General features: G+C 61.5%; 11 protein-coding genes and 1 pseudogene. 4 read left to right on the forward strand and 8 right to left on the reverse strand.

Translation table 11 applies throughout. From position 1 onward, the window contains the following. The first annotated feature begins 46 nt into the window (after positions 1-46). On the forward strand, positions 47-502 hold the full coding sequence (locus EPB08_RS04775) for an Lrp/AsnC family transcriptional regulator (protein WP_130617945.1): 456 nt from the start codon (positions 47-49) through the stop codon (positions 500-502). Positions 503-1,001: 499 nt separating this feature from the next. Here the strand turns inward: EPB08_RS04775 and EPB08_RS04780 are convergent, their stop codons facing one another. From EPB08_RS04780 to EPB08_RS04795, 4 genes are all read right to left on the reverse strand, one after another. Beyond that, the gene (locus EPB08_RS04780; RefSeq protein ID WP_130617946.1) at positions 1,002-2,465 is read right to left on the reverse strand and encodes a M81 family metallopeptidase; all 1,464 of its coding nucleotides are present in this window, start codon (positions 2,463-2,465) and stop codon (positions 1,002-1,004) included. 34 nt (positions 2,466-2,499) lie between these two features. After that, positions 2,500-4,341, reverse strand: a complete 1,842-nt coding sequence (locus EPB08_RS04785; RefSeq protein ID WP_205746283.1) for a serine hydrolase domain-containing protein — start codon at positions 4,339-4,341, stop codon at positions 2,500-2,502. Then, positions 4,232-5,530: an MFS transporter gene (locus EPB08_RS04790; RefSeq protein ID WP_130617947.1), complete on the reverse strand. Its 1,299-nt coding sequence runs from the start codon at positions 5,528-5,530 to the stop codon at positions 4,232-4,234. The genes EPB08_RS04785 and EPB08_RS04790 overlap by 110 nt, the downstream gene beginning before the upstream one ends. Before the next feature lie 179 nt (positions 5,531-5,709). Beyond that, positions 5,710-7,707, reverse strand: coding sequence for a serine hydrolase domain-containing protein (locus EPB08_RS04795; protein WP_165418401.1), 1,998 nt, complete (start codon positions 7,705-7,707; stop codon positions 5,710-5,712). Positions 7,708-8,597: 890 nt separating this feature from the next. On the opposite strand from EPB08_RS04795, the gene EPB08_RS04800 reads away from it, so the two are divergent. The 3 genes and pseudogenes from EPB08_RS04800 (at position 8,598) to EPB08_RS21005 (ending at position 10,367) form a co-directional block, all read left to right on the forward strand. After that, positions 8,598-9,722 carry a YkvI family membrane protein gene (locus tag EPB08_RS04800; protein WP_130617949.1) on the forward strand — a complete coding sequence of 375 codons (1,125 nt, stop codon included), beginning with the start codon at positions 8,598-8,600 and terminating at the stop codon, positions 9,720-9,722. A gap of 85 nt (positions 9,723-9,807) precedes the next feature. After that, a pseudogene (locus EPB08_RS21235) lies at positions 9,808-9,893 on the forward strand (integrase core domain-containing protein); the annotation flags it as partial. Positions 9,894-10,229: 336 nt separating this feature from the next. Further along, positions 10,230-10,367, forward strand: a complete 138-nt coding sequence (locus EPB08_RS21005; protein ID WP_165418402.1) for a hypothetical protein — start codon at positions 10,230-10,232, stop codon at positions 10,365-10,367. 108 nt (positions 10,368-10,475) lie between these two features. Here EPB08_RS21005 and EPB08_RS04805 read toward each other — a convergent pair whose 3' ends face one another. Genes EPB08_RS04805 through EPB08_RS04820 form a run of 4 tightly spaced genes read right to left on the reverse strand, consistent with a single transcriptional unit; the run spans position 10,476 to position 17,055 of the window. Continuing rightward, positions 10,476-11,645, reverse strand: a complete 1,170-nt coding sequence (locus tag EPB08_RS04805; protein ID WP_130617950.1) for a Wadjet anti-phage system protein JetD domain-containing protein — start codon at positions 11,643-11,645, stop codon at positions 10,476-10,478. Continuing rightward, positions 11,632-15,051 carry an SbcC/MukB-like Walker B domain-containing protein gene (locus tag EPB08_RS04810; RefSeq protein WP_165418403.1) on the reverse strand — a complete coding sequence of 1,140 codons (3,420 nt, stop codon included), beginning with the start codon at positions 15,049-15,051 and terminating at the stop codon, positions 11,632-11,634. Before EPB08_RS04810 ends, EPB08_RS04805 begins: the two co-directional genes overlap by 14 nt. Further along, a complete protein-coding gene (locus EPB08_RS04815; protein ID WP_130617952.1) occupies positions 15,038-15,637 on the reverse strand; it encodes a DUF4194 domain-containing protein in 600 nt (199 codons plus the stop codon). The genes EPB08_RS04810 and EPB08_RS04815 overlap by 14 nt, the downstream gene beginning before the upstream one ends. Further along, entirely contained in the window at positions 15,637-17,055 is a 1,419-nt protein-coding gene (locus EPB08_RS04820) for a Wadjet anti-phage system protein JetA family protein (RefSeq protein ID WP_130617953.1), read from the reverse strand. The genes EPB08_RS04815 and EPB08_RS04820 overlap by 1 nt, the downstream gene beginning before the upstream one ends. Positions 17,056-17,110 lie beyond the last annotated feature (55 nt).

Consider the following 17,110-nt stretch of genomic DNA (forward strand, 5'->3'; position numbering starts at 1 on the left):
AAATTTATCCTATAAAGTCCATTTATTTGAGGATGAGACCACCTCCATGCTGGACGCTATTGATTTGGCACTCCTACGTACCCTTCAAGCCGATCCCGACTTGTCGATACAGGAACTCGCCGCCCGTATTCACCTCTCGCACACGCCATGCTGGCGACGCCTGAAGCAGTTGGAATCCTCCGGGGTGATACGCGGCCGAGCGGTGCTTCTGGATGCAGCCGAACTGGGCTTGCCGATCACGGTATTTGCCGAGGTCAAGCTGAGGCGGCATGACGAGGAGACACTGAGTCAGCTGGAGGAGGCTGTCGAGAAACGCCCGGAGATCGTCGAGTGTTTCTCGATGAGTGGCGACCGTGATTACATTTTTCGCATCGTCATGGCGAGTGTGGAGCGGTACGAGCAATTTCTGAAGAAAACCTTGCTGCACCTTCCGGGGGTGGCATCGATCAACTCCAGCTTCGCGCTGAAATGCGTGAAGCTCACGACGAGCCTGCCCATCTGAGCGGGATTCCTTGCAGCAACGGCAGGCCGCTTGCGAACAAAGCTCGCCCAATGATGCGCGCCACGGCATGTATCGATCGCCACCACGGAGCCGAACGGCCGCAGCGCCAGCTAACGGCCAAAGGGTCCGGGCCCATCAACGCATACCCTGCCAGGAAGGCCGGTCACGACATCACCAGCATCATGGGTGATGTGGGCCATGGCCGGGACGATCCCGCCGCGGCAGGCTAGCTGGCATGCCCAGGGGGGGGGCGCTTTTGCCAGCGCCGTAACCTCTCGTTGGACTATATCCGTGCCGATGCCCTGGATTGCATCGAGCGTTTCCACCGTCCTCGCATGCAGTACTGGCTTGATCAGCATGGCCAGGCCGTTACAGCCTTGACTCAAGCGTCCGGATTGTCAGGGTGGCGCCACTCAAGGCGCCGTGCGCCTGGTGAAAAGCCCTTCGGACCTGCTCTCATGAGATGCCTGTCGCCGAATCAGGACAGATGCCGGCTCTCTCAGTCAAACGCGTGTGGATGGTCGATACGTGGCCAGAAGTCGAGCGAGCGCAACTGGTAGGGGATGTTGGCGAAATCAAAGGTGAGCGCGCCGGGCGTGGTGACATAGATCACTGCCTTGGCCAGCTGAGCGAACTGCGCGTAGAAGTGCTGGGTCGACTTCACCACGATGATGGACTTGTCATGCAGCGTGAGGCCCATGCCGGTGAATGCGTCGGTACCATACGTCTGCGTGCGGATTGAACAAAGCACGATGTGCAGGCCATTCATTGCCTCGACCCAGACACAGGTACCCAGCCGCTCGCGCGTCGTCAGCGCACTTTGCGTGTGGTTCTCGACGACGGTTCGAACCGTTACGCGCAAGTCCACTGGCTGGCCGGATGCGGGCCCGCACTTGCCGCCCACGCGCAGGTCAAGTTGAGCGCCCGCACCGGCATCCTTGCAGATCTGGACGGCAGAAAGATCCCATAGGACGCCGACGACTACGTTGGAAATCTGACGTTCGATAAGCCGCCGGAGGATGAAGGTGCTATCGCCTGCTGCTCCGCCACCCGGATTGTCGGCGATGTCTGCCAGCACGACGGGCCCGTCACCGATGGCGAGTGCCTGGTCGAGTGCTTCGTCGACAAAGGTTGCGGCGGGCTGGATTGCCTCGCGCAGATCCCAGAACTCACGCCCCAGCTGGTCAGCCAGTGCGCGAGCAAGCGCAGGCTGGTTGTCCGTGACTACCCAAAGCCTGGCGCCGGATTCCGGCACGTCACCCCAGGGAAAACCATGGCCAAGCGAGACTGACAACACGCCTGGCTGGGACTCAACAGCCTGCATCCGCTGCACGAATGACTTCATCGGCTCACGCGTCGTGCGCCAGAGGCCAACCATCTTGCAATCGAACACAGCGGTCACCGGTCGCGTCCGGCCTGATGCCGCATCAACCAGCAGGCGGTAAAGCTCCAGGCCACGCTCTTCGGTGTCGATATGCGGGTATTCCTTGAACGCGATGATCACGTCCGTCGAGCTGCGCATCAGTTCCGTGAAATGGCAGTGCAGGTCAAGTTCGATGCCGATGCTGACATCAGGTCCGACCATCTGGCGGATGTGCGCGACCAGATCGCCTTCGCAATCGTCATAGCCATCAGCGGCCATCGCGCCATGCAGCAGCAACTGGACGGCATGCACCGGCATGGCGGCGCGAAGGTCCGCCAGGATCTCGTCGCGCAAGGCCTCGTACACACACCGAACCGTGCGGCCGGCCGGCTGGGCGAGCGAGCAGACGCTTTCCACCACTTCATGACCGTCGCCCTCGATCAGGTCGCGCAGGTAACGCATGAATGCGCCGGTGCCGCCAGGCGCTCTGCTGCTGGCATCGCCGTGGAAGATGCCGTACTCCTCGAACCCGCCAAGGCCGGTGGGCGCGGCGGCAAACGTATTGGTTTCGGTCGCGAGGTGAGCAATGAAAAACTTCATGGGCGCAGTGGACGACGAGTCTTGGTGGAAGGTTTCAGTTGGCGATGCGCTGGAAGTGCATGTGCCGTGTACGCAGCGTATTGAAGCGCAGGCCGATCACCTCGCCGTTGCTGCGCTCCACCGTCAGGCTGCCTCCCAGCTGGGCGAGCTGACCCGTGAAATTCCAGGCGAAAACGTCGCTGGAATGCGCCTTCAGCGTGAGCAGGTTGGGGCCGAAATCGCTCGCAATTCTCACCACCAGCGCATCGCCGTCGAATTCGATTTTCGCCTGCGCATTCAGATCGGGAACCCGGTAGTTTCCCACCAGAGCCTGGCCTGCGACCGCAAGCGATGGCGCCGTCTCGGGCAAGCGTTCAAGCACCCATCGCGTGCCGCCGTCGTCCAGCTCTATCGTCGAAGGGGCCGCGTCGCTCGCAGCCAGAGGCTGCATGGCGACCCGGTACGGACCGGTGACAATGCGGCTGAAATCCAGGCACAGCTCGCCATTTTCTTCACGCACCGGAATCACCGGCGAGTTGTGTATGGCAAAGCCGAGCTTGCCGTTTGCGTCGCCGAATCCGAACACCATTTGCATGTCCGGTGACGCATAGGTCGCCCCGACCAGAGGCATGAAATCCGCGCTGGCGGCGGTTTTTTCGGCAGGCAGCGGAAGCAGATCTTCGCCAAGCATGACCTCGATGACGCTGTTGGCCAGTTCGACGACGCTGACCGCGGCTCCGTTCGTGATGATGATGATATCCAGAGCATGGCCCGGCACAGTCAGCATCTGGCAGTTGCCTCCAAATACCGTGCCCCCGTGATGGATGATGTCGACGCCGCGGTACTGCTCCAGTTGCAAGCCCAGCGAGTACTTGCACACCAGTCCATTATTCAGGCGTGCCACCGTCAACATCTGCGCCCAGCTATCGTCACTGCCCACCTTGTGAGGGCCGCGCAGATTCCGCAGCCAGCAAAGCATGTCGTCAATGGTCGAGACGATGGCGCCTTCACCACGAACTTCTTCGCTGGGAAACATGCCGCGCCGGTAGCTTCCGTCGGGCTGGGGAACATGCAGCGTGGCCGTACCCGGATGAATCTCGAAATCGCTTGGTACGGATCGGGTATCGAGCATGCCCATCGGATCAAAGATGCGCTCTTTCAGGAACTGCTCGAACGAAAGCCCACTCACACGCTCGATCGCGAGCGACAGCAACTGGTAGCCGCTGTTGTTGTAGATCATTTTCTCACCCGGTGCGAAATTCACTTCGCCCTGGCGCATCTGTATGGCCAGCCCCTCACCCTTGGGTTTGATCACCGGCCCGGAAGCGAGGAAACCCGCGTCAAGACTGTCGCGGAAGCCCCCGGTGTGCGTCATGAATTGACGCAGCGTGGGTTCCTGCGGAAATTCGGGCAGTTCCGGTAGATAGGTGCGCACGCCGACGTCGAGATCGAGCTTGCCATCTTCCGCCAGCAGCAACGCAGCAAGGCTGGCGAAGTGCTTGCTCGTCGAGCCAATGCGCATGCGTGTCCACGGCGTATTGGCCACGCCGTGTTCAATGCTGGCAAGTCCAAACGCCCGCCGATAGATGGGCTTGCCATGGCGGGCCACGCCGACGACAAGGCCAGGCGCATCGCTGCGATTGACGCTCTGGAACAGTCGATCCAGTGCCGTGACGCAGAGATCGTCGGCGGGATAGGTATCGGCCATGCTGGATTGACTCATTGGAATTCCTGTTGTTTGGATGGCAGCGGCATGGGTAGTGCCTCGCTGCTGGCAAAGCTGCCGTCTAATTCGCTGCCGGGTGCGCAGCGACGCGCATCGCCGAAATGAAGGAGACGGTGCCGAGCAAACTGGTGACCAGGCCCACGCATGCGAGAGAAATGGCGACGTCGGCACCGTGTGCGAAGGCCTGGGTGGTGAGGCTGACCAGCAGGGGCGCGACACCAAAGGCTGCCAGTCCCATGACGGCGACTAGCAGGCTCATGCAGATGCCGCGCAGCTCGTTTGGAAGAATCACCATCATGGCCGAGGTTGCGGCGATATTTACGCAAGCGCCGCTGGTGAGCAGAACTCCCATCAACACGGCGAACCAGGTTACGTCGGGCATCACGGGAAAGAGCGCGGCAGGTATGGACAGCGCAGCACCGAGCACCGCACCGAGCAGTGCACCCCCGCGGCCACGCTTGCGCTGGGCGAAATCTGCCGTGGTTCCGCCGATGACGGCACCCACCACATTGGAGCCAAGCATAAGCAGCCCCATCCAGGTGCCGAAGTCCGCGGGCGTCTGGTGGAAGGTGCGCGTCAATACCGGTACCGCCCAGACCGATGCGGCAGCATCCGCCATGCCAACGGTCATCATGCCGCCAAACAACGGCAACAAGAATTTTCGATAACGCCACAATTCACGCAGGGCCGCATGCAAGTTGTCGCCCAGGGCAGCACCCGCTTCCCGGCGCACGGGCTCACGCATGAACAACAAGGCCGCGCTGGCCACCAATACCGCCGCCGCGAAGGCGAGCTGAACCAGGCGCCAGGGTGCCAAAGTCGCCAGGCCACTGCCGATGGGCACTACGGTCGGCAGCCAACGCAGCAACGGACCGGCAAGCACATAGGCCATCGTGCCGCCCAATGCTTGTCCAAGCGAGGTCAGGGTGATCACTCGGCCTCGTTGTCTGGCATCGGTCACGTCGGACACCAGCGACAGCGCGGCCGGTTGCGCCGCCACCACCGCCGCACAGACCAACATCCGCGCCACGAAGGCCGTTATGAAGTTGTGCGCGACGACGGTCAGCAAGCTGCCAGCAGCGCAGACCAGTGCCAGGATGATGAGCAAACGGGTGCGATTGGTGCGATCGACCAGCCGACCAATCGGAATCGAGATCAGTGCGGTCGGCAACGCGATGGCCATCCCTTGCAGCAAGGCCATCTGGTTGTCGCTGAGGCCAAGGTCCAATCGGACCAGCTCCTGCACGGGGCTCAGTACATAGCGCGTGGCAGTCCCGGTGAACATGGCAAGGGTGATCAACCCGATCACCGCATTGCGGACCGCCTTGCGAGGAGCCTCGCCGATGGCAACGGCGCTCACAACGCCACCGCACGTGCGTGCACGAGACCGGCTACCCGGTAAGGCGTGCTGCCTGCGGGGTCATTGGGGTAATGGCTTGGCATTTTTGAAACCATGGTGAGCAAGACTTTCCAGCGTGGCGATGCAGGTTGCGCGAAAGGAGTCGGCAGACAATGACTCTGCCGACTCCAGCAGCCCATTCAGTAATTGAGATTCCAGCTCATCAGCTGGCCCATCAGGGCGACCCAGGCCACTCCCAGCAGGGCCAATGCAACCAGTACGCTCCAGATGCGTGACAGACGCGAAGCGTCGATGCGCATCATCCGCCACGCCACCCATGCACCCACTACGGCGGCTGCGATGGCCAGCAGTCCACTGACCTGCAGAGAGCGCACCACGCCATCGATGGCGCTGTTGTATGCCGCCACGTCACTGTTCAGTATCGGCTGGATCAGCTTGAACCACCCAAGCAGGTAGACCACGTCAAACACCACCGCGAGGCGTTGGTAAAGACGCAGCCGCTTCACCTCGGTGGACGTGCCGCTGGTGGCACGATCTGCCCGACGCAGCAAGGCACCGATTGGCCACAGCAACAACGTAAACAACAGGACAGCCAGCGACAGCGTCAGCACGGTCAGGTTCAGCGGTGCCGAATGCAGGAATGAAGCCTCCTGCAGCACGGAAATCGGATTCTCGCTGTCGCTGACGGTCTTGACGCCATCAACCAGGCTGAGGGCAAGCTCATGTGTGCCACCTACCTCGCGCCATCGTTGCGGAGCGATCTCACGGTAGGTGACCGGTCCACCAAGCAGTTCGTCCGGCACGGTGATCGTGCCATCGGGATTCGCTGCAATCACCGTTTGACTCAGGATATAGAGCGCGCTCAGGAAGCCATGTTCGATCCGGCGTGAGCTCTGGTAGCGGCCGGCGATCTGCTGTGCGTCGCTCTTGGCCGAGCTCAACGCCGGTGGCTCGACCGTGGCAGCGGCAGGAAAGTACCGATCCATGAAACCGTCAAAAAGCCGCTTGCGGGCACCATAGACAGCTTGATCCTTGCCGCGGCTGTTGAAGCTGTAGAAGATGCCCACGCCTTGCTGCGGCAGCATGTCCAGCTCGGTATGGAAGACGATCGTGTCGCCGCCGTGACCGATCACGGTTTGTCCGTTCTGGGTCGCGGAGAAGAAGCCGTGCGCCATCGCGGCAAAGCCCGGCGGCTCGGAATCGCTCGGGCTGTGCATCAAGGCCGTGGTGGCCGGGTCGAGGATCGCGTGTCCGTCAACACTCCCTTGCTGCAGATGCGCGAGCATGAAGCGGGCCATGTCGGCTGCACTGGCAGAGGCACTGCCTGCTGCCGACGTAATGACCAGTTCGAACGGCGTGGGTGCCGCGTCGCTCGCCGCGCGATAGCCTTTGGCGATGAAGGGCTCGAACTGGGCGGGAAGTGGCTGGACCATCGTGGAATGCGTCATGCCCAGCGGTTGGAAGATGTGTTGTGCGACGTATTCCTCATACGGCTCGCCCGACACCCGCTGCACGATATAGCCCGCCAACGCGGCACCGTAGTTGGAGTACGCAGGAACCTTGCCCGGCGCGAACAACATCGGACGCGGATGATTCTTCAGGTAGGTTTCGTTCGATTCGAAGTGCGTCGGGTCATAGGCGAGAATGTCCTTCAGCCCTTCTTCGAACCCGGCGCGATGATTCATCAGATCGCGCATGGTGATCGGCTTGCCGAACGTCTCGGGGATCTTGAAATCGAGATAGTCATTGACGTTGCGGTCAAGATCGATCTTGCCCTGCTGTACCAGCTGCATCACTGCCGTCCAGGTAAAAAGCTTGGACGTCGAGCCGATGCGCATCATGGTCGTGTTGGCGTCCATCGGCACTTTGCCGGCGACATCCGCATAGCCATATCCCTTTTCGAACAAGACCTGACCGTCCTTGACCACGACCACCACGGCGCCGGCGATGTCGCCACTCTTGAGCGCAGAGGGAACCATTCCGTCGAGGTAGGCGGACAGATCCTGGTTGGTCAACTCGTGCGTGGATGCACCGTGGAGATCACTGGCTGGTACGACCGCCGCCGGCACGGCTGGCGAAATCACCGAGGTGGCCGGGGCCGGCGTCGGGATGGGCGACTGGGCCATGGCAGCATCGCTGGCCAGGGTGAGTGCGAACGCAGCCAGCAGCCTGGCCATGGGCCGCATCCACGCACCAGCCACTAAGTGACGACCCGCGGACGCTTGCTGTTGCTGCTGACTGACAGCGCACGCGCGGCGCCGCTCCTGCTGCATGTGGTGAAGCTGCATGGCATTTCCCCCCGAAATGATCACGTGGTCGACTCAGACTGCCGATTGGTATATACATAACACACATGTGTCAATGATATGTTGGTACCATTCGTGGGGCCGGCGAATCGCTCGGTTGAGAACGACCACGAAAGGGGCAGGTCAGTAGCGGCCGCAGGCGCGGGGGTGTCTGGCGAACTGCAAGTGGCACACAAACGCATCCAGCCCTGTTCCTTTGGGCGCATCGTGTTCCGTCGGGCGCAGTTACTTGCGGCGGACCCTGCAGGCGGCGTCCGCGAGGCGAGGGGTTCGTCAGGTGGACTGGTGTTGCTCGAGCGCTATGGGGGATGGGCGTCGGAAGCAGGGGAGGGGGCGTGGATCTCCGTCGGTTCCCATACGCAATTTATGGATGCTTGGGCATGCCAGCGAGGCTCGAATCAGGCTTTGGCCGATGACGTCCTGAAGGATGGCGTTACCAGGAGTTGATGGACAGGTCCTGAAATCCAGCCGATCAGCCGAGGAGTTCAGCCATGCTTTCACGCAAGACGCCAAGTAAAGCCAGGCAGGCTGAGTGGTGTCAGTCCTGATTAGTTCGAGGCCATGAATCCGCGACGACGATCAGGTGTCCGCTAAATCACGGTAACTCCACCATGGCTTTTCATCGCTTCATTGCGAGCAGTTGCCCACCGAAACAGACTGCGAAACGAAATCGACATTGAAGCTGACGCCTGATGCTGCATCAGGGCCGTAACCAAGGGCTGGTTTCGCGACAGTCCAGACGCTAGACAGGGGACCGAAAGATGGCACCGAAAGCAGATTGGTTCCGCCGGCTATGGCTGCCAGGGCTCGCGTTCAAGGCGGTAGTGATCGGAGGAGGGTACGCGACCGGCCGAGAGCTGGCTACCTTCTTTATGGCGAGCGGCCCGCGTGGCGGTTTGCTGGGAATGGCTCTCGCAATGACTGTATGGAGTGTCGTTTGCATAGTTACATTCCTGTTTAGCGTGCAAACGGGAAGTACAGACTACCGAACATTCTTTCGTCACCTCCTTGGGCCGTTCTGGCCGGCGTTCGAGATCACTTTCATTTTCGCAATGATCGTTATTCTGGCTGTCTTCGCAGCCGCTGCAGGAGCGATTGGTCACGCACTTTTTGGATGGCCCATGTTGGCCGGTTCTTTGATGTTGATCGCCTCAATCACGCTGTTTGCGACTTTTGGAAACGAGTCGGTTGAGCGTTTGTTCAAGTACGTCTCGTTTTTTCTCTACGCAACATACGGTGTTTTTCTGGTCCTATCGCTGACCCACTTCGGCGGTCGTATCTCGAGCGCGTTTGGTGAAAACGCTTTAAAAGCAGGTTGGTTTGCAGGTGGCCTGAGTTATGCCGGGTATAACGTGATCGGTGCCGTGATCATTCTTCCCGTGATGCGCCACCTGAGAAGCCGAAAGGACGCCGTGGTTGCAGGGCTCTTGGCCGGCCCGCTCGCCATGCTTCCAGCGATCCTGTTTTTCGTTTCGATGACGGCGTTCTATCCAGCGATACAGACTCAAGTACTGCCTTCCGATTTCATGTTGAAGCAGCTCGACATTCCTTTGCTCAGGCTCATCTTTCAAGCCATGATCTTCGCGGCTCTCCTGGAGAGCGGCACGGGGCAAATTCACGCCATCAACGAGCGCATTGCACGTACCTACGAGGCCGGCGGCCGAAAGACTCTCTCCAATCGTGCCCGCCTCTGCAACACGGTGATCATTCTGATCGGATCTGTATTTGCAGCCGATAGAATCGGTCTCGTTGCACTCATCGCGAACGGCTACCGCTGGCTTTCCTTCGCGGTCCTCGCAATTTTTGTCCTTCCACTCATGACAGTGGGGCTCTGGCGTGTTTGCCGGCGCCCACCCTTGCCGGCAAGCACACTGGTGTCGCTGTAGCCGCGGCAATTCCGGCGATCTTGACTTCGCCGAAAACGGGGTGGCTCCCCCTATCAGGGTGCGGCTCCCCAGTCAGCTTTACACGCGCATCGAGATCGAAGCCTGGCGTCGGCAATACAACGAGGAGCGCCCAAGCGAGCCCTTGGCGGGCTGACACCTGCCGTCCATGCGAAATCCCAGACTCCAATTCGTCCCGCTACTGAAGGCGAGGGCGCCGGATCAAGATACTTGTCTCTTCAACGACGAATGAGCCTGGCACCAAGAAGTGACGCGAAGGCAGCGTGTCCGGCGGGTGATTAGGGTGTGTTATCGAGGGTAGGGAAAGTACTTGCTTTCAGCAATTGATGCCGTTCGTGACCAAAAAGCAAGTAAACGGGTTACCACTAATGGCCGCGTCACCCCTGGCAAACCTTGAGTTTCCGCGAAAGAACGCGCGCCGCGAAGTTACACTGCAGCGCACGGAAACATGCCATTCGGGTCGTCCTTGATTTGGTATGCGCTGCAAAGATGGCGACGGGCATCGTCACGGCCCTGCTCACGTCTTCCCTCGACAAACTGGACCTGTTTGGCGTGGAGGCGAAGGCACAGGGAGAACGCCTGCAGCTGACGCTCGACCAGGATCTGCAGCGCTCGTACGACGAGTGAGACAGGATGCTTGACGCTCTGGAGTTGCAGCTGCCCGCCGCGCTGTCTGCCTGACCTGTGAAGGACTTGATGGACCCCTGCTATCTCGCAGGGGCCCGGCAGCCGGGATCAAACAGGTGGCAAAGCCACCCTGATTCCTTCCTGCTCCACCGCCTCTGGGATCATCGCTTCAGAAAGATCATCCCAGCCCGCTGATGACGCGGCTCTCGCCATGGCGTTTCGAGTTGCCTCGTTAACGCTGGCGCGCATTTCCGTCGATACGCCTCTCGCATCCATCAGCCACGGACTGAACGGGCGATCGCCAACGCACGTTGTACGGATGCGAGCTGCGATCCGGAAACCTCCGACGTCGATATCGCCCCAGTGATATAGCTGCACGTCTTTCGGCAAAGCGCCCAGGATGTGGAGGTAAGCTGTAACCCAACTAGGTGATGGCATGCCCCCGGTATAGACGAGCAGCGCACGCTGACCATTGAGCAATTGGCTGGCTTGGTGGAAGGTCGTCAGGTTCTCGATTGTCATGACCCATGCCGGCGATCCGATGTACCCGGTGACAGCACAGTTGGCGACACCGACATACGGGACAACGATGGGGCACGCGTCCCCCTGAGCCAACTGCAGATGACCGGTGCCGGCGACCAGGAACGGCTGCGGCTCCTTCTTGATGCCGAGCCTGCTGAAGACCTCCTCCCAGTGGCGCGCCGGCGCACCGGTGCTATCCGCCGTCAAAAGGTCCAACGGAACGCGAAGGGCTTCGATGCGCTTGGAGTCGCCAAACAGGCGCACACTCAGGGGTCGGGCGATGAGGTCGTCATCTTCTTCCTCGCGAGCTGCATCGAGAACCCGCAGCGCATCAGCGATGTCACCCGCCGCTTCGGGCTCCAGGCCGCGCACGGCTTTTCGGGACTCCCAGGCAGCCAAGATTTCCTGCACCCGAAGAAGGTCGCTCCATGGTTCAAGTTGGGTGCACGCACGCGCGACACGGCCTTCCAGCGAGTCCACGCCCAGGAATAGGGCAAGCGCACGCCGGTCCTCAACACGGACGGTCGTCAACGGCCGGTCCTCGCCGCCTTGCTTGGCCCACACGAGGGACACACCACCGCATGCGGCAGCTTCCCGCATCCGGTGGTGGAAGGCATCGCGTTCGTCGAGGCTTAGCTTCCAGTAGGGCGAATCTTGGCTTGCGAATCCTTCCTGGACTGCGCGCGTCGACCGCCGCACCGCGGCCCCCTCCGCGCGATCCAGCAGAGCCCTCAGTACGGAATCAGCCAGCGGCACGACGGTTGGCCTCGATGTCCTGGATCTTCTGCTCCAGCAGTTCCGGATGCAGCATGAAGTTGTCGCTCCGCAGAAGCTCGCGGGCCGCTTCCTCCACGAGATTCATCGTCATCTGCACCGTGCGAGACCCATATCTGGCCATGTCGTAATAGATGTCCAGGAACGAGGACATCTTGGACTGTTCGCCCTCCGGACCCGCCATGACCAACTGGAGGCCGAGTGAGTTCAGGTATTCGGCCGTAGCGCGCACGTTCTGCGGATCCATCTTCTCGAAGGCTTCGTCTAGCATCATGACGCCGCCCGATCCTTCAGTCCCACGGGCCTTTCCGTAAGCCGCCGCAAGCGCCGCGCCAAAGATCACGTAGAGGGGCGTGCGGTGCTCACCGCCGGAGCCCGGCCCCAGGCGCTTGCTCAGCCAGCCCACCGACTTCGATTCCCGGAAGATCTCCACGTCGTAGCTGAAAAAGCGACGATGATCGTTGAGCGGGCTGGTGTCATGCAGTAGCTCGGAATCGGCCGAGCCGTCCACCAGCGCGCGAAACTCTTCCGGCACCTTACCGGAGCCACCGAACATGTCCTCCTCGACATCCCCGTGCTCGCGTACGCGCTTGAGGAAGTCGTACAGCGCCTGATGCTGTGGAACAACCTTGTACCGGAACTGGTACCGCTCTCCGTTGGAGAACTCGGGCGCGTGGCGAAGTACCTGGTTGAGGCTATCGATCTGCTCTTCCACGGCGTCGAAGCCTTCCAGAATCGCCTGGGCGACGTCCGTCCGGAAAACCTTCACCGCGGCCGCATAGGCCTCTTCGGCACGTGCCATTTGCTCGACAAGTTCAAGCTCCTCCAGTCGCTGCCTGTCTGCCATGACGTAGGCGTAGGCGCGCTCCCACTGGGCATTGGCGACATCGTGGTTCCGGATGTCGTTGTCCGCCACGTACTGGCAGAACAGCTGCCAACCCTCGCGGTCCGCATTCAGCGCCGTCGCTCCCGCCTTGTCGGCTAGCGTGGAGCACGCTTCGAGCTTGGCATCCCAGTCGTCACCAAAGCGGCCGTCGTAGCGCTCACGGTAGGTGTTGACCTGCTTCGCGTCATACATCGGCTTCTGGCGATTTCCCGCTTCCGCCTGGTTCGCCAATGTGAGCAGCTTCTCCAGAGTGGCGCGCTCTTTCTCCGTGGACTGGATCATGGTGTCGAAGCGTGCAGCCTCTTGCCCATGGGTGCGCTCGGCGACCATAGCCGCTTCAAGCTTGGCACCAGCCTCATTCATGGCAGCCCGAAGGGCAGTGAGGCGATCGGACTGGGACGCTACCAAGGCGCTTGACAGATCACCCACAAGGGCACGCGATTCGGCCAGCGACGCAAACTGCCCCTCGAGCATGACCTGGGTACCATCGCCGTCGGCGAACTGCGCCAGGCGCGAGTGGACGGCCTGAAGCTGAGAGGCAGCCTCCTCGGCGGCCTTCAGAGCACCTTCCGCATCCCGTACCTCTTGCTCAGCCTGGGCGCGCAAGTTGCCCTCCTGAGCTCGACCGATCTTCATGTCGCTGGCGGCGGGCAGTCGCAGGCGCTCGATGCCACCACCCGTGCTGAGCATGCCTTCGACGGAGATGGCGCGTGCGCCGATCTGAAGGTCGTGGCTCGATTCCGCTAAGGCCAAACGACCAAGTTCCCCCTGCAGGTAGCGAACCGCGGCATTGTTCTCGCCATCAATGAGCTGCGCGGCATAGCGACCGCCCCCGGGTGCCTGCCACGGTTTGCCGCGGGAAGGCAGGGCGAGCTTCACACCGTAGATAGCCTGAGAACCCTTCAGCCCCTTGTAGGCATCGATCGCCTCCAGCTCCTTGTCCGCCGGCACCAGCAACGCCTCGACATTGGTGGCAAGGTACCCCTCGATGGCTGGCTGCCACTTCGGGTCCTTGATGGAGACGACGTCACATACCGGGGTCGTCTGGATGCCTGCGTCTTCCAGCACGCGCTGGAGCATCACCACCTGGGGACGGAGGGGACTGAGACCACACTGTGCTCGTTCCAACGCCGTCTTGGCGTCGCGGCGACGTTCCTTGGCCTGGCGTGCATCTGCCTCAGCCGCATACAGCGCCTTGCGCACCACATCGTGGACGCGTGCCGCCGCGCGGCCTGCCGCTAGCAGGACGGTTGGCTCCGGTCTGTGCGCGGTCTTCAGCGCCCGCTTGAGGTCGTCGACGACAGCAAAGGCTTCCTCGAACTCGCCCTGATGGTCCAACAGGGCTGGGATGCGACCGGCCTGGCCCAGCAGCGCCAGCAACGCATCCAGCGTCACCGTCAACTGCTTCTCGACCGATGACAGTCGCTCTTGCTGGTCCTTCAGCCGGTCAGCTTGTCCAGCTTGGCTGGTGTACTCCGGGTCGCGGTTCAGCGCCTCCACGGCGCGAATGCGCGCGGCGTCGGCTTTGACTCGATCATCGGTGGCGCGCGCCAAGGCGAGGCCTGCCGCTTCCAGCTGCTCGCGATACGTCTCAAGCAGTTCCTCTGTCTCACCCAGCTTCTCGGCGACACGTTCTGACTCGTACACGGCTTTCAGCGCCAGCAGGTTCGTCTGTGCAGTGCGCTCGCGATGGACAACGGCATATCGATCTTCCACCCGCCGCGCACTCTCGATGCGAGCGGTGATACGCCGGATCAACGCGGTCACTTCACGGAACTGGTCCAGTCGCGCACGGAACTGGCGAACATTGATCGGGCGCGCCTCGATGAGGTGTTGGCGAAGGGTCTCGTCGAGATCTTCAACATCTTTGTTGAGCTTGAGCGACCTGGCAAACGATGAGCGGATCGACCGAACGTTGGGCTTTTCGCCTGGTGATGCCAGGTGCTCCAGGTACAGTCGACGCGCGAAATCGCTACCGTTCGTCGTGAAGAAGGGCGTGGCCCCTTCCTGTCGGCACAGATCGGCAGCCACGTGCATGAAGCGGCGCCAGGGGATCACGGCTTCGCGTCCGCCTTCCTTTTCGATATGCGAGGCGGTGGTGAGCGCAACGCCGGGAAGGATGTAGAGGTTTCGGATGACATCCAGCGAATCAGTAGAGGCGCTGGCGGACACGCCAACGGTGACCGGGATCTGGGTCTCGGGATCACGGAACACCAAGTTGATGTACGTGTTCGCGGCTGATCGCGCGCGTTCATCGTCCGTCTGACCATACACGCCGAGGCAGTACTCGCGGAGCGTGCGTGCACGCTTCTTGCCTTCGCCGGCCGCGTTGAAGTTCATCATGTTCGCGTCTGCCGCGAGGAGCACGATCTGCAGGGCGTCGAGCAGGGCGGTTTTACCGGTGCCGTTAGGGCCGAGGAACGCGGTGTTGCGCCCTACGCGGAGGTCTATCCGTTCGTACAGGAAGTACTGAACCAGGCCGATCGCTTCAAGGTGCTTCACTGGCATCCTCCTCATCAATGGCGGTTGCGTACGCGGCGAGTTGCAGGAGTGCGGTTTCGCCCAGCACATCCACGATGCCGGGGCGGATCACGATCACGAAGGGTTGTTCATCTTCCGTGTCCTCCCGGCGGACGATCCCGTATCGCTTCAGCGCATCGACCTGATCGCGCAACGAGGCTTGGTCGGGGAGTTCGCGACCGAGCAGCTCCTTGAAGGAGCGCTCCAGCTCGATGAGGTCGATGAATGCCTCGCCAGCGACGACCTCGGTGGCGTGCATCTTGTCGTCGTAGAGCCGTCGAAGCACCAGCGCCAGGCGGGTCTCCGAAAGGCGCATCTTTTCGGCCACCGCCTGATTGGGTAGGGCGACGAGATAGGACATATGCGCGTTGTGGAGAATCGACACACCCAGCTGTCCAAGAAGTTCGCGGTAAGCCCCGAGATGCTTGACGACCAGATCGTATGCCGTTCGGCTGCGACGGTCGCTGGCGTACAGCACCTGCTCCAGCAGGAGCCGGTACCCTGCGCTCTCGTAGTCCCCAGCGACGTAATGTGGGTTCTGTTCCGCCAGTCGTTCCCAATTGGCCATCAGCTTGCCTCCCTGGTGATGATGAAGCGCTGATGCGCCAGGTATCCGTTGTGTGTCATGGCCTCAGGTTCGAACTCAACGCGCACCTTGCGGAGCATGAGCAGCTGGGGATCGGATCGCCGCATCGAAGCGGGTGCGTTGCCGCGCGAGGCAATCAGCAGCAGACGCTGGTAACAGCACAGGTCATTGATCGACTCGATCACCAGGTCATCGGACGTGACCGATCCTGGCTCCTTCAGGTGCCGTGCGATGTAGTTGTCGAGATTCGCCGGCCTGACCATGCGGTTCTCGGTCATCTGGCGCCGGAGCATTTCCATCGCAATTTCACGATCGGTCGGCGGGCGCACATCGACGCTGGTTTCCATGGGTGGGCGCGGCGCCTGGCGTGGTTTGGCCAGGCTCCATTCGGACGCGTGCCGCTCCAACGGGACAGCCGGCAGGGCGATGTGGTCGTCGGGCAGGTGGCTCGTTGCCGCGAGTGCCTTGGAGATCAGCTTGTCCAGCTGCTTGGGCGCACGAAGCTGGTAATCGAAGAACACCATCGCGCGGTGGTTGGCATCGCGAATCAACTCATCAACGCGGCGGAGCTGGATATCGACCTCGCGCAGGCGCAACAGCATCTGGGTATCTCGCTCAAAGCGGATCTCCGCCTTCTCACGATTGCCGCCCGTGATCTTGGCCTGGTACCAGCCGATGAGCTCTTCGCGGCGCGACTCGTGGTGCTGGAGTTGCAGGGTCAGCTGCACAATTGCGGCGCGGTGCTGCAGAGGGTGATCCTTGGTCCGCAGCTCACTGTAGTCGGCGATGAACACCTTCTCGACGTAGTCCTCGAAGAACCCGCGGACAAATTCCCTCGCGGAGGTGTGCTTGACCAGGGCTGCCATCAGGTCCTGCACGCGCACGCCGGTGTTCACGATATGGGCCATGCAGTGCTTGGCCTGTTTGGCGGCTTCAGCGTACTGATCACCGCCAGCCTCACCGGTCTCCACCGCCCGCAGGTTGAGGAAGATTGAGCGGACCTTGCTGCCAAGGAACTCAGGCTCCTGGACCGCGAACTCGCACAGCACTGAGTAGAACTGGGCAACCACTGGCCGGACGGTGATCTTCTCGACCGCACCGACCTTGCTGGCGGACAGCCAGCCGGTACCGATGAGGCGGTTGAGGATGCCGTGCGCCCGAACCGTGATGGGGGAGTCCCGGTCTTCGTCCCACGGGTCATGGGCCGCCAGGAACGCTTCGATCGCACGAACCACCCGCGGCTTGGCCGCGTCCTCGCCCGGGGACATGGCGTGGTCGCCCCACATTTCATCCATGAGGGAGTCGAGTACCGCCCAGTAATGCCGCGCATTTGGGCTCCCCAGAAGGCTGAATAGCTCCGGGGTCAGGCGGTCAAACAGAGGTGCGGCGGCGGTTTCCAAGCGTTTCGTGCTCTCGGTGCGGGCCGGCTGGCGACCATAGCATAGAGCCAGCAAT

This window comes from Dyella amyloliquefaciens (assembly GCF_004296575.1).
Taxonomy (GTDB): Bacteria; Pseudomonadota; Gammaproteobacteria; order Xanthomonadales; family Rhodanobacteraceae; genus Dyella; species Dyella amyloliquefaciens.